The organism is Tardibacter chloracetimidivorans (assembly GCF_001890385.1).
GTDB classification, from domain to species: domain Bacteria; phylum Pseudomonadota; class Alphaproteobacteria; order Sphingomonadales; family Sphingomonadaceae; genus Tardibacter; species Tardibacter chloracetimidivorans.
The window spans coordinates 3,172,083-3,190,200 of record NZ_CP018221.1 but is presented as its reverse complement, the minus strand read 5'-3'; the positions used below and the strand labels follow the sequence as shown (position 1 = coordinate 3,190,200).

20 protein-coding genes are annotated in these 18,118 nt (G+C 65.9%); 16 read left to right on the top strand and 4 right to left on the bottom strand.

The window, feature by feature from the left end; translation table 11 throughout:
• Window positions 1–79 precede the first annotated feature (79 nt).
• From BSL82_RS16570 to BSL82_RS16560, 3 genes are all read left to right on the top strand, one after another.
• Window positions 80–466: a PRC-barrel domain-containing protein gene (locus BSL82_RS16570; protein WP_072598357.1), complete on the top strand. Its 387-nt coding sequence runs from the start codon at window positions 80–82 to the stop codon at window positions 464–466.
• 102 nt (window positions 467–568) lie between these two features.
• Window positions 569–1,537, top strand: a complete 969-nt coding sequence (locus BSL82_RS16565; RefSeq protein WP_072598356.1) for a GGDEF domain-containing protein — start codon at window positions 569–571, stop codon at window positions 1,535–1,537.
• Between the two features lie 9 nt (window positions 1,538–1,546).
• Entirely contained in the window at window positions 1,547–2,074 is a 528-nt protein-coding gene (locus BSL82_RS16560; protein WP_226998508.1) for a GAF domain-containing protein, read from the top strand.
• Here the strand turns inward: BSL82_RS16560 and fumC are convergent.
• The 3 genes from fumC to BSL82_RS16545 all read right to left on the bottom strand — a co-directional run bounded on the left by fumC (window position 2,059) and on the right by BSL82_RS16545 (window position 4,482).
• Window positions 2,059–3,459: a class II fumarate hydratase gene (gene fumC / locus BSL82_RS16555; RefSeq protein WP_072598355.1), complete on the bottom strand. Its 1,401-nt coding sequence runs from the start codon at window positions 3,457–3,459 to the stop codon at window positions 2,059–2,061. The genes BSL82_RS16560 and fumC overlap by 16 nt on opposite strands.
• Window positions 3,456–3,941 (bottom strand): SspB family protein, encoded by a 486-nt coding sequence (locus BSL82_RS16550; RefSeq protein WP_072598853.1) that lies wholly within the window; start codon window positions 3,939–3,941, stop codon window positions 3,456–3,458. The genes fumC and BSL82_RS16550 overlap by 4 nt, the downstream gene beginning before the upstream one ends.
• Before the next feature lie 70 nt (window positions 3,942–4,011).
• Window positions 4,012–4,482 carry an RNA pyrophosphohydrolase gene (locus BSL82_RS16545; protein ID WP_072598354.1) on the bottom strand — a complete coding sequence of 157 codons (471 nt, stop codon included), beginning with the start codon at window positions 4,480–4,482 and terminating at the stop codon, window positions 4,012–4,014.
• A 190-nt stretch (window positions 4,483–4,672) separates the two neighbouring features.
• Here BSL82_RS16545 and BSL82_RS16540 point away from each other — a divergent pair, with 190 nt between their 5' ends.
• The 4 genes from BSL82_RS16540 (at window position 4,673) to BSL82_RS16525 (ending at window position 10,383) form a co-directional block, all read left to right on the top strand.
• Entirely contained in the window at window positions 4,673–6,553 is a 1,881-nt protein-coding gene (locus BSL82_RS16540) for a 2-oxoacid:acceptor oxidoreductase subunit alpha (protein ID WP_072598353.1), read from the top strand.
• An 87-nt stretch (window positions 6,554–6,640) separates the two neighbouring features.
• Window positions 6,641–7,669: a 2-oxoacid:ferredoxin oxidoreductase subunit beta gene (locus BSL82_RS16535; RefSeq protein WP_072598352.1), complete on the top strand. Its 1,029-nt coding sequence runs from the start codon at window positions 6,641–6,643 to the stop codon at window positions 7,667–7,669.
• A gap of 18 nt (window positions 7,670–7,687) precedes the next feature.
• Complete coding sequence (locus tag BSL82_RS16530; RefSeq protein ID WP_072598351.1) at window positions 7,688–9,079, top strand: cryptochrome/photolyase family protein; 1,392 nt, start codon at window positions 7,688–7,690, stop codon at window positions 9,077–9,079.
• Window positions 9,080–9,105: 26 nt separating this feature from the next.
• Entirely contained in the window at window positions 9,106–10,383 is a 1,278-nt protein-coding gene (locus BSL82_RS16525; protein WP_072598350.1) for an SAM-dependent methyltransferase, read from the top strand.
• Here BSL82_RS16525 and map read toward each other — a convergent pair.
• Window positions 10,380–11,210 carry a type I methionyl aminopeptidase gene (gene map / locus BSL82_RS16520; protein ID WP_072598349.1) on the bottom strand — a complete coding sequence of 277 codons (831 nt, stop codon included), beginning with the start codon at window positions 11,208–11,210 and terminating at the stop codon, window positions 10,380–10,382. The genes BSL82_RS16525 and map overlap by 4 nt on opposite strands.
• 66 nt (window positions 11,211–11,276) lie before the next feature.
• On the opposite strand from map, the gene BSL82_RS16515 reads away from it, so the two are divergent.
• Genes BSL82_RS16515 through BSL82_RS16475 form a run of 9 tightly spaced genes read left to right on the top strand, consistent with a single transcriptional unit; the run spans window position 11,277 to window position 18,102 of the window.
• A complete protein-coding gene (locus BSL82_RS16515; RefSeq protein ID WP_072598348.1) occupies window positions 11,277–12,032 on the top strand; it encodes a competence/damage-inducible protein A in 756 nt (251 codons plus the stop codon).
• Window positions 12,032–13,006 (top strand): oxygen-dependent tRNA uridine(34) hydroxylase TrhO, encoded by a 975-nt coding sequence (trhO, locus tag BSL82_RS16510; RefSeq protein WP_072598347.1) that lies wholly within the window; start codon window positions 12,032–12,034, stop codon window positions 13,004–13,006. The genes BSL82_RS16515 and trhO overlap by 1 nt, the downstream gene beginning before the upstream one ends.
• A 52-nt stretch (window positions 13,007–13,058) precedes the next feature.
• A complete protein-coding gene (locus tag BSL82_RS16505) occupies window positions 13,059–13,406 on the top strand; it encodes a hypothetical protein (RefSeq protein ID WP_158010985.1) in 348 nt (115 codons plus the stop codon).
• Window positions 13,403–14,392 carry a bifunctional diaminohydroxyphosphoribosylaminopyrimidine deaminase/5-amino-6-(5-phosphoribosylamino)uracil reductase RibD gene (gene ribD / locus BSL82_RS16500; protein WP_418361260.1) on the top strand — a complete coding sequence of 330 codons (990 nt, stop codon included), beginning with the start codon at window positions 13,403–13,405 and terminating at the stop codon, window positions 14,390–14,392. The genes BSL82_RS16505 and ribD overlap by 4 nt, the downstream gene beginning before the upstream one ends.
• A 10-nt stretch (window positions 14,393–14,402) precedes the next feature.
• On the top strand, window positions 14,403–15,014 hold the full coding sequence (locus BSL82_RS16495) for a riboflavin synthase (RefSeq protein ID WP_072598345.1): 612 nt from the start codon (window positions 14,403–14,405) through the stop codon (window positions 15,012–15,014).
• A complete protein-coding gene (ribB, locus tag BSL82_RS16490) occupies window positions 15,011–16,120 on the top strand; it encodes a 3,4-dihydroxy-2-butanone-4-phosphate synthase (protein ID WP_072598344.1) in 1,110 nt (369 codons plus the stop codon). The genes BSL82_RS16495 and ribB overlap by 4 nt, the downstream gene beginning before the upstream one ends.
• Window positions 16,120–16,542, top strand: a complete 423-nt coding sequence (gene ribH, locus BSL82_RS16485; protein WP_072598343.1) for a 6,7-dimethyl-8-ribityllumazine synthase — start codon at window positions 16,120–16,122, stop codon at window positions 16,540–16,542. Before ribB ends, ribH begins: the two co-directional genes overlap by 1 nt.
• Window positions 16,539–17,000, top strand: coding sequence for a transcription antitermination factor NusB (gene nusB / locus BSL82_RS16480; protein WP_072598342.1), 462 nt, complete (start codon window positions 16,539–16,541; stop codon window positions 16,998–17,000). The genes ribH and nusB overlap by 4 nt, the downstream gene beginning before the upstream one ends.
• Window positions 17,001–17,040: 40 nt before the next feature.
• Window positions 17,041–18,102: an enoyl-CoA hydratase/isomerase family protein gene (locus tag BSL82_RS16475; RefSeq protein WP_072598851.1), complete on the top strand. Its 1,062-nt coding sequence runs from the start codon at window positions 17,041–17,043 to the stop codon at window positions 18,100–18,102.
• The last annotated feature ends 16 nt before the right edge of the window (window positions 18,103–18,118 follow it).

Here is an 18,118-nt window from a genome sequence, read left to right as displayed (position 1 = left end):
GCCCCAGGGCTGTGGATAGGGCCGAGCGAAAATGATATAGTGCGGACGTCAGTCACTTCTTCACCGCAGGAGACGGATGATGACGGACGCAAACCTCGAAAATGTCCTTGATGAAAGCCATGAGCTGATTTCGTCGGCCCGTGTGGAAGGCACGCCGGTATTCAATCCCAAAGGCGAAAAGCTGGGCAGCGTTCATTCCGTGATGATCCACAAGCATACCGGCCAGGTGGCCTATGCCGTGCTTTCGTTCGGCGGGTTTCTGGGAATCGGATCGCACGTCCACCCGCTGCCCTGGAACCTGCTGGACTACGATCCCGAAAGGCACGGCTATGTCGTGGACCTGACGCGCCAGAAGCTGGAGCAGGCCCCGATGCTGCGCTTGGACGAGGCGGACCGGCCGAGCGACCGGAGCTATGACGAAAGGCTGTACGATTATTATGGCGCGCCCCGCTATTGGGGGCTCTGACCGTTGTTTTTTTGGCCGTCCGCGGCCGCAACATTAAACATTGATTAACCAGCCTGCCCCATCAAACGCCTTTCTGAACAAACGCATGGGGCGAATCTGGCAATGCAGAAGCAAGGCCCGGAACCGGCATTCGCCACCGGTCGCGTCACGGCGCTGATCGACTGGATGACCGCCCGGTCGCGCCGCCAGGCCGCCATTGCCGTCGTGATCGGAGTCGCGGCGATCGCGGTGGCCGACTATCTGACCGGCCCGAGGGTATCGGTCGGTCCGCTGAACCTGCTGCCCATGTGCCTAGCGGCCTGGGCGCTGGGTGCGAGGGCGGGTTTCGTCACCGGCACGGCCGCGGCGGTCCTCACCATTCTGCAGGAAGGACGACCGGGGCCGCTCCAGCCCGAAGGTGCGATGAGCAGGGATTTGACCGCCATATGGAACGCCGGGATGCGCGTTCTGGTGGTGGCTGTGGTGGTGATGCTGGTCGCAGGCTTCCGGCGCGCCTTCGAGGCCGAGCGCACGCGCGGCAACGTCGATGCGCTGACCGGGGCCTATAGCCGACAGGCGCTGAACGCCCGGATCGCCGCCACCGTCGCGCTTGCCCGGCGACACAAGCTGACGCTGGTGCTCGCCTATGCCGATCTCGAGGGGTTCAAGACGGTCAACGACACCCATGGCCATGCTGTTGGCGACGATGTGCTGAAGACGTTCGCTTCGGCGGCGTCGGCGTCGATCCGCAAGAGCGACAGCCTGTGCCGGGTGGGCGGGGACGAGTTCATCATATTGATGACCACCGCATCGCCCGCCCGTGGCTATTCGGCGGCCGAGCATCTCCACGCGCGGTTGAGCCGGATCATGGAAACGCTGCCTTTCGAAGTGACGTGCAGCATGGGGGCGGTGATCTTTGACGGCGACGCACCCGCCGACCCGCAGGCGTTCATCACATATGCCGACGCGCTGATGTATGAGGTGAAGAAAAGCGGAAAAAACGCGCTGCGGATCGCCCATGCCCACATGGGCCGGGCGCAGGACCAGCCTCCTGCCCGAATGAAAGCCCCCGCAAGAACGGCAATGGCCTGAGGAAATCCAGTGACCGGACTGACCTTCTTCTCACCCGCGCGAAGGCCGAAGGACGAAACGCGCCGACAGGCCGTGCTGGACAGCTATGGAATCATCGGCAGCCCGCCCGGCCCGGTGTTTCAGGCGATCGTGGCGGAAGCCGCGCGCGCGATGGGCACGCCCACGGCCGCGATCTCGCTGATCGACCGGGATCGCCAGTGGTTTCTGGCAAGCGTGGGGCTGGATATCAGCGAGACGCCGCGCGCCTGCTCGTTCTGCGCGCACGCGATGCTGCACCCCAATGATCTGCTGTGCGTGCCCGACGCGAGCAGGGACGAGCGGTTCCGGGGCAACCCGCTGGTGACAGCGGAGAACGGCCTGCGCTTCTATGCGGGCGCGCCGCTGATCCTGCGGGACGGAACGCCGATCGGCGCGCTCTGCGCGATCGATGTGGTGGCGCGAGGGCCGCTCACCGCCCGTCAGGAAGAAAAGCTGCGGCAGCTGGCGGGGCGGGTGATCGACGAGATCGAGAAACGAAAGCCTCAACCCCTGGGCTGACGCCTCACCATTTCCTCCGGCCGAACGAGGCGGCGAAACGTCTCCTCGTCCACAAGCCCAAGCTCCAGACCCGCTTCCAGCAGGGTCTTGCCCGTGGCATGAGCGTGCTTTGCAATGCTGGCGGCGTTGTCATAGCCAAGCTCCGGCGCAAGCGCGGTGACCAGCATCAGCGACTGTTCCAGAAGTGCCGCGATCCGTTCGCGGTCGGGCTCAAGCCCCGCAACCGCGCGATCGGCAAAGCTCATCGCCGCGTCGGACAGCAGGCGGATGGATTGCAGCACATTATAGGCGATCAGCGGCTTGAAGACGTTCAGTTCCAGATGGCCCTGAAGCCCGCCCACCGTCACGGCCATGTGATTGCCCATGACCTGTGCCGCCACCATCGTCAGCGCCTCGCACTGGGTGGGGTTGACCTTGCCGGGCATGATCGAGCTGCCCGGCTCGTTTTCGGGCAGGCGCAGTTCGCCAAGGCCGCAGCGCGGGCCGGAGCCGAGCAGCCGCAGGTCGTTGGCAATCTTGGTGAGGCTGACGGCAAGCACGTTGAGCGCGCCCGAAAGCTCCACCATCGTGTCATGGGTGGCGAGCGCCTCGAACTTGTTGGGCGCGGTCGCAAAAGGAAGGCCGGTGGCGGTCGCTGCCTCGGCGGCGAAATCTTCGGCAAAGCCCGGAGGCGCGTTGAGCCCGGTCCCCACCGCAGTGCCGCCCTGCGCCAGCCGACAGAGCCGGGGGAGGACCGCCTCCACCCGCGCGATTCCATCTTCCAGCTGGCGGGCATAGCCGGAAAATTCCTGCCCCAATGTCAGCGGCGTCGCGTCCTGCAAATGGGTGCGGCCGATCTTGACGATATCGTCCCAGCCGGCGGCATGGGCGGCGAGCAGGCCGTGCAGATGGCGAAGCGCCGGCACCAGACTGCCGGTCACCTCGCGCGCGGCGGCGATGTGCATTGCGGTGGGGAAGCTGTCGTTCGACGACTGGCCCATGTTGACATGGTCGTTGGGATGGACCGGGCTCTTGCCGCCGCGCGTGCCGGTGAGCAGCTCATTGGCGCGCCCGGCGATCACCTCATTGGCGTTCATGTTGGTCTGCGTGCCCGAGCCGGTCTGCCAGACGACAAGCGGGAACTGGTCGTCGTGCTTTCCTTCCGCCACTTCCCCGGCCGCAGTTACGATGGCGTTGGCCGTCACTTCATCCAGACCGCCGTTGCGGGCGTTCACCCGTGCAGCGCACAGCTTCACCAGCCCGAGCGCATGGACGAGCGGAAGCGGCATGCGCTCCCCCCCTATAGGGAAATTGCGGATGGATCGCTGGGTCTGCGCGCCCCAATAGGCGGTGGCCGGTACGTCGATCGGCCCGAAGCTGTCCGTTTCCTTCCGGGTGCGGCTCACTTCTTCCGCTTGAAATCGATCGCCACGACGTTGGAGCCGTCGTCGGGCGGCGATGCGGGCGGCAGTCCGTCGTTTTCGGCGGTTTCGCTTTCGTCCAGATCAAGCTCGGCGCCCTGCACCTGGAACTGGAGCGCGAAATTGACCGCCGGATCGACGAAGGACGTCACCGCCGCATAGGGGATGCTGAGCTTTGCCGGCACCTGATTGAACGACAGCCCCACCTCGAACCGGTCCTCGCTCACGCTCAGATCCCAATAGCGGTTCTGGATGACGATGGTCATTTCCTCGGGGAAGCGTTCCAGCAGGTGGCCGGGAATGTTCACGCCGGGCGCGCGGGTGCGGAAGGTGATGTAGAAATGATGGCCGCCGGGCAGGCCGCCAGCGGCCTCCACCTCGCCAAGCACACGGCCGATGACGGCGCGCAGCGCATCCTGCACGATCTCGTCATAGGGAATCAGGCTGTTGATCGTTTCTTCGGTCATCGGGGTATTGGTGAACGCTGGGGCGGCGAGGGTCAAGACGGGATGGGCCGATTTCGGCGATGATCGCGCGTTATTTCAGCCAGTCGCCGAATGCCTCCACGATGTCGGCGTAAAGCCGCCGCTTGAACGGCACGATCATATGGGGAAGCTCCTGCGCGCTCGCCCATTTCCAGGCGCGGAACTCGGGGTGCGAAGTGGCGAGGTTGACGTCGGAATCGGCACCCAGAAAGCGCGCGAGATACCATTTCTGCCGCTGGCCACGATACCGCCCCTTCCAGAGCTTTCCGACCAGATCCTCGGGCAGGTCGTAGGTCAGCCAGCCGGGCGTTTCGGTGACGATCTCCACCAGCCGGGGGGCGATTCCGGTTTCCTCCTCCATCTCGCGAAGCGCGGTGGCGCGGGGCTCCTCGCCCTTGTCGATACCGCCCTGGGGCATCTGCCAGGCCTCGGCCGTGCTGTCGATCCGCTGACCGACGAAGACATGGCGCTGGCGGTTGAGCAGCATCACGCCGACACCGGGACGATAGGGAAGCTCGCTCATGACCCAAGGCCTTTTCACAGTTGCGCCGCGGGCGCTGTAGGTCGGGACCGCCCCCTTTATCAAGGCCGCCGCGCGCCCCATATGAGAAGCCGGGCGCATGGCCTGTCCTTAGCGGGCCGCAATTTTTCTACTTTGTGCCGCCTGCGCCGAAGGCGTAGGGAATGCACACTAAGGAATCTCCGGGGTGACCATGGCGACTTTGGCCAAGACGATTGAAGAAGCAAGCCAGGGCGGCGCGACGAATGTCGAAGCGGTGGTGGTGCGTTTTGCGGGCGACAGCGGCGACGGCATGCAGTTGACGGGTGGCCAGTTCACCCTGTCGACCGCGCTGACCGGAAACGACCTTGCGACCTTTCCCGATTTCCCGGCAGAAATCCGGGCGCCGCAGGGCACGACCTTCGGCGTTTCCGCCTTTCAGATCAATTTCGGGTCCAGCGACATCGAGACGGCAGGCGACGAGCCGGACGTGCTGATCGCGATGAACCCGGCCGCGCTCAAGACCAATGTCGGCGCGCTGAAGCCGGGCGGCCTTATCATCGCCGATTCGGGCGAGTTTACGGCGCGCAACCTCGCCAAGGCGGGCTATACGGAAAACCCGCTTGAGGACGGCAGCCTCGCCAAATGGCAGCTCGTCGCGTTCAACATCAGCCAGCTTACGCTTGATGCGGTGAAGCCCTTCGGCCTTGGCAACAAGGAAGCGCTGCGCAGCAAGAACATGTGGACGCTGGGGCTGGCGCTTTGGATGTTCGACCGCGACCGCCAGCCGCTGATCGACTGGCTGAAGGCGAAGTTCGCAAAAAACCCGACCGTCGCCGACGCCAATATCGCCGCGCTGAACGCGGGCCATGCCTATGGCGAGACCGCCGAGATCGGCGGCCCGATGAAGCAGTATCACGTCAATCCCGCGCCTGCAGCGCCCGGCCTCTACCGCACCGTGACGGGCGCGGAATCGATTTCGCTGGGCCTTGTCGCGGGCGCGCAGCTTGCCGGATTGCCGCTGTTCTTCGGCGGCTATCCGATCACCCCGGCATCCGCCATCCTGCACCAGCTTTCGCGGCTGAAGGAATTCGGCGTCACGACCTTTCAGGCTGAAGACGAGATCGCGGCCATCGCATCGGCGATCGGCGCATCCTATGCGGGCCAGCTTGGCGTCACCTCATCGTCGGGGCCGGGCATCGCGCTGAAAGGCGAGGCGATGGGCCTTGCTGTGATGACCGAGCTTCCGCTCGTCATCGTCAACTCGCAGCGCGGCGGGCCTTCCACCGGCCTTCCGACCAAGACCGAGCAATCGGATCTGTACCAGGCGGTCTACGGCCGCAACGGCGATACGCCGATGCCGGTGATCGCAGCACGGTCGCCCGTCGACGCATTCGACGCCGCGATCGAGGCGTGCCGAATCGCGGTGCAGTTCATGACCCCGGTGATGCTGCTGACCGACGGCTATATCGCCAACGCCGCCGAGCCATGGGCCGTGCCCGACATGGCGGGCTATGCGCCCTTTCCGGTGAAGTTCCATGACGAGCTTCCGCCCGAAGGCGAGCCTCTGCTGCCCTATGCCCGCGACGAAAAGCTGGCGCGGCCGTGGATCAAGCCCGGCACGCCCGGACTGATGCACCGCATCGGCGGCATCGAAAAGCAGATCGGCACCGGCAACCTCGACTATGGCCCCGCCAACCACCAGGCGATGACCGACATCCGCAAGGCGAAGGTGGACGGCATCGCCGACCATGTGCCCGAGCAGGATGTGTGCCTTGGCGACACCAGCGGCAGGCTGGCGATCGTGGGCTGGGGATCGACCTTCGGGCCGATCCATCAGGCGGTGCGCCGCCAGCGGGCGAAGGGCCGCGACGTCAGCCATATCCACATCCGCCATGTCTGGCCGCTGCCGAAGAACCTTGGCGCGCTGCTGAAGAGCTATGAAAAGGTGATCGTGCCGGAAATGAACACCGGACAGCTCAAGACGGTGCTGCGTGACCAGTATCTGGTGGATGCGCGGCCGCTCAACAAGGTGTCGGGCCAACCGTTCCGGATCGGCGAGATCGAAGCCGCCATCGAGGAGGCCCTGGGGTAGGATAGTCGGACCCGTTCGTGTCGAGCCGAGTCGAGACACGCGCGGGAACGTCCCTGGACTTCGCTCGGGACGAACGGGAATGATGATATGAACGAGATGACCAAGCTCACCGCCGCTGATTTCGCTTCCGACCAGGAAGTGCGCTGGTGCCCCGGCTGCGGCGACTATGCGATCCTGAAGGCGGTGCAGCGCACCATGCCGGAAATCGGGGCCGACCCCGCGAAGACGGTGTTCGTGAGCGGCATCGGCTGCTCGAGCCGATTTCCCTATTACATGGCGACCTATGGCTTCCACACTATCCACGGCCGCGCGCCGGCGGTGGCGACGGGGGTGAAGCTCGCCAACCCCGAACTGGACGTGTGGCTGGTGACCGGCGACGGCGACGGCCTGTCGATCGGCGGCAATCATATGCTGCACCTTTTGCGGCGCAACCTGGATTGCCAGGTGCTGCTGTTCAACAACGAGATCTACGGGCTGACCAAGGGCCAGTATTCACCCACCAGCCGGGTGGGCACCAAATCGCCGTCGACCCCGTTCGGATCGGTGGACCGGCCCACCAGCCCCTGCGCCTTCGCGCTCGGTTCGGGCGGGCGGTTCGTCGCGCGCGGCATCGACACGCACAAGAACCTTCCCGAAGTGCTGAAGCGCGCGCACGCCAACAAGGGCGCGAGCTTTGTCGAAATCTACCAGAACTGCATCGTCTATAACGATGCGGTGTTCGAAAGCTTCACCGAGAAGAAGGCCGCGCCCGCCAACCAGATCTGGGTGGAAAACGGCAAGCCGATGCTGTTCGACAATGGCGCGAAGGGCCTGACGCTGGACCGCGAGCGGCTGAAGCTGGAAGTGGTCGAGGTTGTGGACGGCAATTGGGAAGCGGCCGGCGTCATCGTCCATGACGAGACGAACAAGGGCGTCGCGCAGATGCTGATCGACATGCCCTATCCGGCATTCCCGATCGCGCTCGGCGTCATCTATTGCGACCCCGCACCGACCTTTGAAAGCGCCGTCGTCACGCAGAATCTGGAAGCCGCCAAGGGCAAGACGGCCGATCTCAACGCGCTGCTCGCCAAGGGGCAGACGTGGAAGGTGACGCCGGGGGGACATCCCGAGCTTTAGGCCACACGGGCTTGCGGCGTGGCGGCAGGCTCCATCCTCTGGTTCCGGCAAGACCTGCGGCTGTTCGACCAGCCCGCCGTGCGCGCTGTCGCGGCCGATGGCCCGGTGCTTCCCGTCTATGTGCTGGACGATGAGACGCCCGGCGACTGGCGCATTGGTGCTGCGCAACGGTGGTGGCTGCACCACAGCCTGAAAGGCCTGTCGGCGGCGTTGGAGGACAAGGGCGCACCGCTGCTTTTGCTGCGCGGAAAATGCGACGAGGTTCTTGCGGAACTGGCGCGGGAAACCGGCATTCGCCGCGTCCATGCCGTGCAGCATCATGAACCCTGGTGGCGGCGCGCCGAGGCCCGGCTCGCGAAATCGGTGGAGCTTGTGCTGCACCATGGCGCAACGCTTGCCCCGCCGGAACAGGTCACAAGCCGCACCGGGGCGAGCTATCGCGTCTTCACGCCTTTCTGGCGGGCGCTGCTGGACCAGATGCCGCCGCACAAGCCCGAGGCCGCGCCGCAAAGCCTGAAGCCGTTGCCGAAGCCGCCGCGCGGAGAGGCGCTCGCCGACTGGAAACTGCTGCCCAGGCGCCCCGACTGGGCAAAGGGCTTTGACGTGTGGACCCCGGGCGAGGAAGGCGCGAAGGCCGCGCTCAGGCACTTCCTACCCGAAGTCGCCGATTATGACGCCACGCGCAACCTGCCGTCGGTCGAGGGCACGTCCCGGCTTTCGCCGCACCTCCACTTCGGCGAAATCTCGCCGGCCACGGTGTGGCACATGGCGTCAAAACAGGCGCACGCCAGAGCCGGGCCTTTCCTGCGCGAACTGGCATGGCGGGATTTTGCGCTTGGCCAGGTGCAGCAATTTCCACGGCTGGGCGAGGAAAACGGGCGCGAGCAGTTCGACGGCTTTTCCTGGCGGTCGATCAACGCCCGATCGGGCAAGGCCGATTTCGAGGCATGGACGCGAGGCCGTACCGGCTATCCGATCATCGATGCGGGAATGCGGCAGCTCTGGGCGACGGGCTGGATGCACAATCGCGTGCGGATGATCGCCGCCAGCTTCCTCATCAAGCATCTGCTGATCGACTGGCAGCACGGCGCGCGCTGGTTCTGGGGCACGCTGGTCGACGCCGATTACGGCAACAACAGCATGAACTGGCAATGGGTGGCGGGGACCGGCGTGGATTCCGCACCCTTTTACCGCATCATGGCCCCGCTCTCGCAAAGCGCGAAGTTCAACGCGGCGGACTATATCCGCGAATGGGTGCCCGAACTCAGCGATCTGGATGACGCCCATATCCATGAGCCATGGACGGCCCCCTCGCCGCCCGCGGGCTATCCCGAACCGCTCATCGGCCATGCCGAAGCGCGGGCACGGGCTCTGGCGGCGCTTGATGCGGTAAAGTCTGGAAAAAGCTGAGCCGCGCGCCCAATATCCGAAACGCCATGACCACCATCTATCCGCCGCCGCGCGGACGACATCTGCTGACCGCCGACAGGCGCTTTTCCACGGGCGGCGGGCTGGTGTCGCGCATCATCGGACGCGGCGCGGCGCGGCTGCTCGACCGTATCGACTCCGGGCTGGAGCAAGGCTCCATCCGGCTCCGCCTGCCGGACGGGAGCGAACGGACGCTCGGCGGGCGGAAGCCGGGGCCGGACGCGACGGTCGCGCTCAACAGCTGGCGCGCGCTCGTCAGGCTGGCGGTGAGCGGCTCGGTCGGCTGGTTCCGCGCCTGGATGGAAGGCGAGTGGGAAAGCCCCGATCCGGTGGCGCTGTTCGAGCTGTTCATGGTCAATCGCATCAGCCTGGGCGAGGCGGGCCGCGCGTCGGGGCCGAACCGGCTGTTCAACCGGCTGGTGAGGACGTTTCAGGCGAACACCCGCACGGGCGCGCGGCGCAACATCAATTTCCATTACGATCTCGGGAATGACTTCTACCAGGCCTGGCTGGACGAGACGCTGACCTATTCAAGCGCCGTCTTCGCCGAACCCGTCTCCGCCGCCGAGCCGCTGGAGCAGGCGCAGGCCCGAAAGGTGCGCCTGCTGCTGGACCGGCTGGACCTGAAGCCGGGCGACCGGCTGCTGGAGATCGGCAGCGGCTGGGGCTATCTGGCCGAAACCGCAGCGCGCCAATATGGCGCGCAGGTGACCAGCATCACCCTGTCGGAAGAACAGCTTGCCCATGCCCGCGCCCGGGTGGAGCGGGCGGGCCTTGCCGACCGGGTGACGTTCAGCCTCACCGACTATCGGGACGTCGACGGCCGGTTCGATGCGATCGCGAGTGTCGAAATGGTGGAAGCGGTAGGGCAGGAATATTGGCCCGACTTTCTGGGAGCGGTCGCGCGCGTGCTGAGGCCCGGCGGAAAGGCTGCGGTGCAGTTCATCTCGATCGACGAGGCGATCTTTGAAGGCTATGCGCGCAACGCCGACTTCATCCAGACCTATATCTTTCCCGGCGGCCTGCTGATTTCGGAGCGGCGCTTTCGCGCCATCGCCGAGGGGCACGGCCTGTCGTGGGAGGACCGCAAGGGCTATGCCGCGCACTATGCCGAAACGCTGCGCCGCTGGCGGGAGCGATTCGACGCGGCGGTCTCCGAAGCGCGCCTGCCGCCCGGCTTCGACGCGCATTTCCACCGGCTGTGGCGATATTATCTGATGTATTGCGAAGGCGGCTTTCGCGGCGGCGGGATCGACGTCGCGCAGGTCACGCTGCAGAAAATCTAGAGATAGGGCGGCGCGTTGAGGCCCTTGGGGCTTGCGGTGAAAATCTCGCAGCCGGTCTCGGTGATGCCGATCGAATGCTCGAACTGCGCGGACAGCGACCGGTCGCGGGTCACCGCCGTCCAGCCGTCGTCCAGCACCTTCACATCGGGACGGCCGCCGTTGATCATCGGCTCTATGGTGAAGAACATGCCGGGCTTCAGCACGATGCCCGCGCCGGGACGCCCGACATGGACGACATTGGGCGCATCGTGGAACACGCGGCCAAGCCCGTGCCCGCAGAAATCGCGCACCACGCCGTAGCGGTGCTTTTCCGCATGGCTCTGGATGGCATGGCCGACGTCGCCCATGGTGTTGCCGGGGCGCGCCTGCTCGATGCCGAGCATCATCGCCTCATAGGTGACGTCCACCAGCTTGCGCGCCTTCAGCGGAACGTCGCCCACAAGGAACATGCGGCTGGTGTCGCCGTGCCAGCCGTCGACGACGGTGGTGACGTCGATATTGACGATGTCGCCCGATTTCAGCGTTTTCGGCCCCGGAATGCCGTGGCAGACGACATGGTTGATCGACGTGCAGATCGATTTGGGAAAGCCCCGATAGTTGAGCGGCGCAGGCGCTGCCCCTGCCGCGACGATCATGTCATGGGCGAGCCGGTTCAGCTCGTCCGTGGTGACGCCGGGGACGACATGCGGCGCGAGCATGTCGAGCACCTCGGCGGCGAGCCGCCCGGCCGTGTGCATGCCGGCAAAGCCGTCCGGCCCATGGAGCTTGATCGCGCTGCCCGCGATTTCGGCGTCTTCCGCCGCCTCTACGATGGTGTAACTGGTCATAAATGCGCATATAGCAACGCAGGATCATTTTTGCGAGCGAAGAGCCGCTTTCGGGAGTCATGGCGAGTGAGTGAGCGCATCTGGACAGCAGGGCTTGTCGTGATCGGCGACGAGATACTGTCCGGCAGGACGCAGGACGCCAATATCGCCAACAGCGCGAAATGGCTGAACGTGCAGGGCGTCCGCCTGGCCGAGGTGCGGATCGTCGCGGACCTGATGGACCAGATCGTGAGTGCGGTGAACGCGCTCAGGTCTGCCCATGACTATGTGTTCACGACCGGCGGAATCGGGCCGACCCATGACGACATCACGGTGGACGCCGTTGCGCAGGCGTTTGGCGTGCCCGTCGTCATCCACCCCCGCGCGAGGGCGATCCTCGCCGATTATTACGAAAGCCGGGGCGGGCTGAACGAGGGCCGGCTGCGCATGGCGCGGGTGCCGAAAGGCGCCGAGCTGATCGAGAACGCGACATCGGGCGCGCCCGGCATCCGCATGGGAAACGTTTTCGTGCTGGCAGGCGTGCCGCGAATCGCGCTCAACATGATGGACGCGCTGAGCGGCACGCTGGAAGGCGGCAGGCCGATGCTGTCGCACACCATCGGCTGCAGCGTCGCCGAAAGCGAGGTGGCCGAACTGCTGCTGAAGGTGGAACGGGCGCACGAGGGATGCCAGATCGGCAGCTATCCCTTTTTCCGGGACGGCGGCGTCGGCGCGAACTTCGTCATCCGGTCCACCGACCCGCACCAGCTGAACCTTTGCGCGACGGCGCTGATGGAAGGGCTGAAGGCGCATGGCTGGCATCCGGTGGACGGCGGCATCTGATGACCCATGCATTGCCGGTGGTGGTCGCCGCGCTCTATCGCTTTGCGAGCTTTGACGATCATGCGGCGCTGCGCGCGCCGCTGGAAGCCGTCTGCCGGGAGGCCGGGACCAAAGGTACACTGCTGCTTGCGCCCGAGGGGATCAACGGCACCATCGCCGGAACGCGCGAAGGCGTGGACCGGGTGCTTGCCCATATCCGCGCCCTGTCCGGCTGCGCCGCTCTTGACGTGAAGGAATCGGACGCTGCCGAAATGCCCTTCTTCCGCATGAAGGTGCGGCTGAAGAGGGAGATCGTCACCATGGGCGTGCCCGGCATTGACCCGGCGCGCGACACGGGGGCCTATGTCGACCCGGAGGACTGGAACGCGCTGATCGGCGCGCCGGACGTGGTGGTGATCGACACCCGCAACGATTATGAAGTGGATATCGGCACCTTCAGCGGCGCCATCAATCCCCAGACCGCATCGTTCAGGGACTTTCCTGACTGGTTCGACAGGCTTTCATCGGGCTTTGGCGACAAGCCGCCGCGCATCGCGATGTTCTGCACCGGCGGAATCCGCTGCGAAAAGGCCACCGCCTTCGTCAAGGCGCGCGGCGTCGAGGAGGTCTATCACCTGAAAGGCGGCATCCTCAAATATCTGGAGAGGGTGCCCCCGGAAGAAAGCCTCTGGGAAGGCGAATGCTTCGTCTTCGATCAGCGGGTGGCGCTGGGCCACGGCCTTGCCCCCGGCAGCCACGCGCTGTGCCACGGATGCCGCATGCCGGTGAGCCCGGCGGACCGCTTGTCCCCGCTTTATGTGGAAGGCGTGACCTGTCCCGCCTGCCATGAAGAGCGCGACGAGGAGAGCAAGGCGCGCTTCGCCGAACGCCAGCGACAGGTGGAGCGCGCCGCGCTTCGCGGAGAACAGCACATCGGACGGGAACAGGCCCAAACCGCCGAATATGGCCGCGCATCTGGCGGCGGGCGGCAATAGTCCCTATCTAGCATCGATGGACGAACCGCGCCCACCAATGCCACTGACGCCCATGGCCGCGCCCCGCCGGCCGAAGCGCGCCGCGTTTCCGCAACCGGCCTTTCGCGACGCTGCGGGCGATCTCAAATCCATGTTCAGCAACATGGACCGGCGACGCTGGCTGTTTCTGGCGCTGGCCTTCGCCATGACCTTTGCCGTCCTGTTCGGCTTCCTGCTCGACAGCGATTTCCGGAAGCTCGGGCCGGGCGAGCAGATCATCTATGTCGAGAACTGGCGCGCCAACCGCAGCGAGGCCGAAATCGCAGCGCGGCAGCGGCGCGACCAGGCGGTGCAAAGGCAGCAGGAAGAAGAGCGCCGCCGTCAATATCAGAAGCTGGGCAAGTCGCTGGGCATCGAATGACCGGCGGGGGGGGCATCGCCGACACCGACCGCCGCTGGATGGGTTCGGCGCTCGCCCTGTCGGCGCGCGGCCGTGGCAGGACAGCACCCAACCCCAATGTGGGCTGCGTTATCGTGCGCGACGGCCGGGTCGTCGGACGCGGCTGGACCGCGCCCGGAGGACGCCCCCATGCCGAGGCCATGGCGCTGGAACAGGCGGGCGTCGCCGCAAAAGGCGCGACGGTATATGTCACGCTGGAACCCTGCGCCCATGAAAGCGCGCGCGGCCCCGCCTGCGCCGACCTGCTGACGGCGGCGCGTCCCGCGCGTGTGGTGATCGGCGCTGGCGATCCCGACCCGCGCACCGACGGCAAAGGCGCGGAGCGGCTGCGCGCGGCCGGCATCAGCGTCATTGAAGGGACAAGGGCCGACGAGGCCGAAGCGATGATGGCGGGTTTCTTCACCCGCCAGCGGCTGGGCCGTCCGCATGTGACGCTCAAGCTTGCGACATCGCTCGACGGGTGCATCGCCATGGCCGATGGCCGGAGCCGGTGGATCACCGGGGACGCGGCGCGCGCCCATGCCCATCTGGAGCGCGCGCGCGCAGAGATGATCCTGGTGGGGCGCGGCACGCTGGAGGCCGACGCGCCGAAGCTGGACGTCCGGCTGACCGGGCTTGAGGACCGATCCCCCCGGCGCGCGGTGCTGACCGGCGGCAAGGCGGCGAACGGCTGGGAGAGCCTCAAGTCCCCCGGCGACATCGCCGCGCTGGACAAGGTCGACCATCTGCTGGTGGAAGGCGGGGCCGCCACCGCAGCCGCGTTCCTCGCCGCCGATCTGGTGGACCGGCTGCTGCTTTACAGCGCCCCCATATTGATCGGCGGGGGCAGGCCTGCGCTGGGCGACATCGGCCTTGCCGACCTGTCGGCGGCGCACGGGCGATGGCGCATGACGGATCAGCGAAGGTTCGACGCCGACTCCCTCGACGTCTACCTTCGCACGCGCTAGGGCATCTCGCATGTTCACGGGAATCATCACCGATGTCGGCACGATCGACGCCATCGAGCAGCGCGGCGACCTGCGCGTGCGGGTGCGCGCCGCCTATGACATGGCTGGCGTCGATCTGGGCGCGTCGATCGCCTGTTCGGGCGTATGCCTGACGGTGGTGGACAAGGATGAGGGCTGGTTTGCCGTCGATGTTTCGACCGAAACCGTGCGCCGCACCGCTCAGGGCCAGTGGACCGTCGGACGGCGGCTGAACCTTGAGCGCGCGCTGAAAGTGGGCGACGAACTTGGCGGCCACATCGTCACCGGCCATGTCGACGGCGTCGGCAGAATCGCCGCCGTCGCGCCAGAGGGTGATTCGCAGCGCGTAGAGATCGAGGCCGGGGCCGAGCTTGCACCGTTTCTGGCGCCCAAGGGGTCAATCGCGGTCGACGGGGTTTCCCTGACGATGAATACGGTGGACGACCTGCCCGGCGGCGGCGTGCGGTTTGGCATCAACGTCATTCCGCATACCGCGCAGGTGACCAGCTTTGAAACGCTGGAGCCCGGTCGCGAGGTCAATCTCGAAATAGATGTGATCGCCCGCTATCTTGGGCGCATGCAGTCGCTGAGGAACAGCAAATGAAAAAGGCGTTTTTGTCGAGCGTCGAGGAAATCATCGACGAGGCCAAGAACGGCCGCATGTTCATTCTGGTGGACGACGAGGATCGCGAGAACGAAGGCGATCTCGTCATCCCCGCGCAGATGGCGACTCCCGACGCGATCAACTTCATGGCCAAGCATGGTCGCGGCCTGATCTGCCTTGCGCTCAACAAGTCGCGCGTGGACCAGCTTGGGCTGGACCTGATGAGCCGCAACAACGGCACGCGGCACGAAACCGCCTTCACCGTATCGATCGAGGCGCGCGACGGCGTGACGACCGGCATTTCGGCCGCCGATCGCGCCCGGACGATCTCCGTCGCTATCGATTCGTCGAAAGACCGCGAGCATATCGTGACGCCGGGCCATGTGTTTCCGCTGGTCGCGCGCGAGGGCGGCGTCCTTGTCCGCGCGGGCCATACGGAAGCGGCGGTGGACGTGGCGCGGCTGGCCGGCCTCAACCCTTCCGGCGTGATCTGCGAGATCATGAAGGACGACGGCACCATGGCGCGGATGGACGATCTGGTCGCCTTCGCGCAGCTTCACAATCTGAAGATCGGGACGATCCGCGACCTGATCGCCTATCGCCGCCGCTACGACCATCTTGTCGAATGCGTGGCCGAACTGCCGTTCAAGAGCGAATTCGGCGGTGACTGGGTGGCGAAGTCGTTCACCAACAAGGCGTCGGGCGGGGAAAATCTGGCGCTGGTCAAGGGCCGGATCGACCCTGGCAAGCCAACGCTGGTCCGCATGCATGTGATGTCGCCCTTGAGCGACATGTTCGGGGCCGTGACGCCGCGCGCGCGGTTGCTTGAGCAGTCGATGCGCCTTATCGCCGAAGAGGGCACCGGCGTCGTCGTGGTCATCAACCGGGCCGGGCCGGGGCAACTCAGCCGCATCCTGAAGGCCGACGGCGGCAGCGCGCAGGACATGGATGAACTGCGCGATTACGGCATCGGCGCGCAGATTTTGACCGATCTCGACGTGCACGAGATGGTGCTGCTCACCAACTCGCACCACACGCTGGTCGGACTGGAGGGCTATGGCCTCAACATCGTCGGCGAACGTCCGATCAGCGAGCCGGAAGCCTGATGGCGAGGATACTGATCGTCGAGGCGCGCTATTATGACGCGCTGAACGACGCGCTGATCGAGGGCGCGCGCGCCGTCCTCGAGGATGCGGGCCACAGCGTGGAAATCGCGACCGTGCCGGGCGCGCTGGAGGTACCGGGGGCGGTCGCCATGGCGGCGGAGACGGGCCGCTATGATGCGTTCGTCGCGCTGGGGGTCGTCATTCGCGGCGAAACCTATCATTTCGAGATCGTGTCAAATGAAAGCGCCCGTGGGCTGATGGCGCTGACGATGGATGGACTTGCCGTGGGCAACGGCATTTTGACCGTCGAGAACGAAGCCCAGGCATGGGTGCGCGCCCGCAAATCGGAAAAGGACAAGGGCGGCGACGCCGCGCGCGCGGCATTGGCGATGATGGCGCTCAGGGAACGCTTCGGCCAGTGACGGCGACGGCAAAGCCCAACCGGGCCGCATCGCGGTCCGCCGCGCGGCTGGCCGCCGTGCAGGCGCTCTACCAGCAGGAGATGGAGGCGACGAAGCTTCCCGTCCTCCTCACCGAATTCCACAACCACAGGCTGGGCGCGGAAATCGAGGACGAGCAATATCACGATGCCGAAGTCGCGTTTTTCGACGATCTGGTGACGGGGGTTGACGCGCGGCGCACGGAAATCGACGCGCAGATCGTGTCGAAGCTCGCCGCCGGTTGGACGATCGAGCGGCTGGACAAACCGATGCGGCAGATCCTGCGCTGCGGCGCCTATGAACTGATCGCGCGGCCCGATGTGCGGACCGGAACGATCATCTCGGAATATGTCGACGTCGCCAAGGCATTCTACGAAAAGCGCGAGGCGGGATTCGTGAACGGTTTGCTGGACGGCATCGCCAAGGCGGTGCGCGCCTAGGGTCAGCACCCTGGCCTCACAGCGCCGCAAGGGGGGAATGATGACGGCCGACGTGACAATTCGCGCCCATGGGCGTGTGGGCCATATCACGCTGACGCGACCGCGCGCGATCAACGCGCTGACGCTGGAGATGTGCGAGGCGATCAGCGCCGCCCTGCTCGAATGGCGCACCGACCCCGCGGTGGAGGCGGTGATCGTGGACCATGGCGAGGGACGCGGCTTTTGCGCCGGCGGCGATGTCCGGACGGCGGTGGAGCATGGACCCGACGCGACGCGGCGATTCTTCCACGCCGAATATCGCATGAACCATCTGATGTTCGGCTATCCCAAGCCGATCGCCGTGTTCATGGACGGAATCACCATGGGCGGCGGCGTTGGAGTTGCCCTGCCCTGCCGCTATCGGATCGCGACCGAAAACACCGTGTTCGCAATGCCCGAGGCGACGATCGGCCTGTTCCCCGATGTGGGTGCGGGCTGGTATCTGTCGCGCCTGCCCGACCGGGTGGGGCAGTTCATGGCGCTGACCACCGCCCGGCTGGACGGGGCGGAATGCCTCGACCTGGGGCTGGCGAGCCACTATCTGCCGTCGAACGCGCTTTCCGGCGTAAAGGCCGCCATCGCCAGCCAGCCGCATTACATCGACCAGCTCCTGCGGACGAGCGACGTGGTGGCGCCCCCCGCCCGGATCGAACGCAATCGCCCCCACATCGCCCGGCTGTTCGCGAGCGACCGGCTGGAGGACATTCTGGCCGCGCTGGAGGAGGACGGGTCGGAATGGGCGGAAAAGGAATTGCGCACGATCGGCGCGAAATCGCCCACCTCATGCAAGGTGGCGCTGCGGCTGCTCGCCCATGGCGCCGAGCAACGCGACTTCACCGACGAGATGCGGCTTGAATATGCGATCGCGGCGCACATGGCGGCCAGCCATGATTTCATCGAGGGCGTGCGCGCGCTGCTGATCGAAAAAGACAATGCGCCGGTGTGGAAGCCGGCGCGCCCCGAAGACGTGAGCGACGCGATGATCGACGCGATGTTCGCGCCCCTGCCCAAGGCCGAGGAGTGGACCCCGTTCGAAGGGCTGGGCGACCACGGCTATATGTGACGCGGCCCCCGAAAGG

Coding starts and splice junctions, on each gene's coding strand:
- BSL82_RS16550 (WP_072598853.1), bottom strand. CDS start 3,941: ATGACCGAAGAAACGATCAACAGCCTGATTCCCTATGACGAGATCGTG.
- BSL82_RS16535 (WP_072598352.1), top strand. CDS start 6,641: ATGAACGAGATGACCAAGCTCACCGCCGCTGATTTCGCTTCCGACCAG.
- BSL82_RS16565 (WP_072598356.1), top strand. CDS start 569: ATGCAGAAGCAAGGCCCGGAACCGGCATTCGCCACCGGTCGCGTCACG.
- BSL82_RS16525 (WP_072598350.1), top strand. CDS start 9,106: ATGACCACCATCTATCCGCCGCCGCGCGGACGACATCTGCTGACCGCC.
- ribD (WP_418361260.1), top strand. CDS start 13,403: ATGACCGGCGGGGGGGGCATCGCCGACACCGACCGCCGCTGGATGGGT.
- ribB (WP_072598344.1), top strand. CDS start 15,011: ATGAAAAAGGCGTTTTTGTCGAGCGTCGAGGAAATCATCGACGAGGCC.
- BSL82_RS16545 (WP_072598354.1), bottom strand. CDS start 4,482: ATGAGCGAGCTTCCCTATCGTCCCGGTGTCGGCGTGATGCTGCTCAAC.
- BSL82_RS16475 (WP_072598851.1), top strand. CDS start 17,041: ATGACGGCCGACGTGACAATTCGCGCCCATGGGCGTGTGGGCCATATC.
- BSL82_RS16495 (WP_072598345.1), top strand. CDS start 14,403: ATGTTCACGGGAATCATCACCGATGTCGGCACGATCGACGCCATCGAG.
- map (WP_072598349.1), bottom strand. CDS start 11,210: ATGACCAGTTACACCATCGTAGAGGCGGCGGAAGACGCCGAAATCGCG.
- ribH (WP_072598343.1), top strand. CDS start 16,120: ATGGCGAGGATACTGATCGTCGAGGCGCGCTATTATGACGCGCTGAAC.
- BSL82_RS16570 (WP_072598357.1), top strand. CDS start 80: ATGACGGACGCAAACCTCGAAAATGTCCTTGATGAAAGCCATGAGCTG.
- BSL82_RS16540 (WP_072598353.1), top strand. CDS start 4,673: ATGGCGACTTTGGCCAAGACGATTGAAGAAGCAAGCCAGGGCGGCGCG.
- BSL82_RS16505 (WP_158010985.1), top strand. CDS start 13,059: ATGGCCGCGCCCCGCCGGCCGAAGCGCGCCGCGTTTCCGCAACCGGCC.
- trhO (WP_072598347.1), top strand. CDS start 12,032: ATGACCCATGCATTGCCGGTGGTGGTCGCCGCGCTCTATCGCTTTGCG.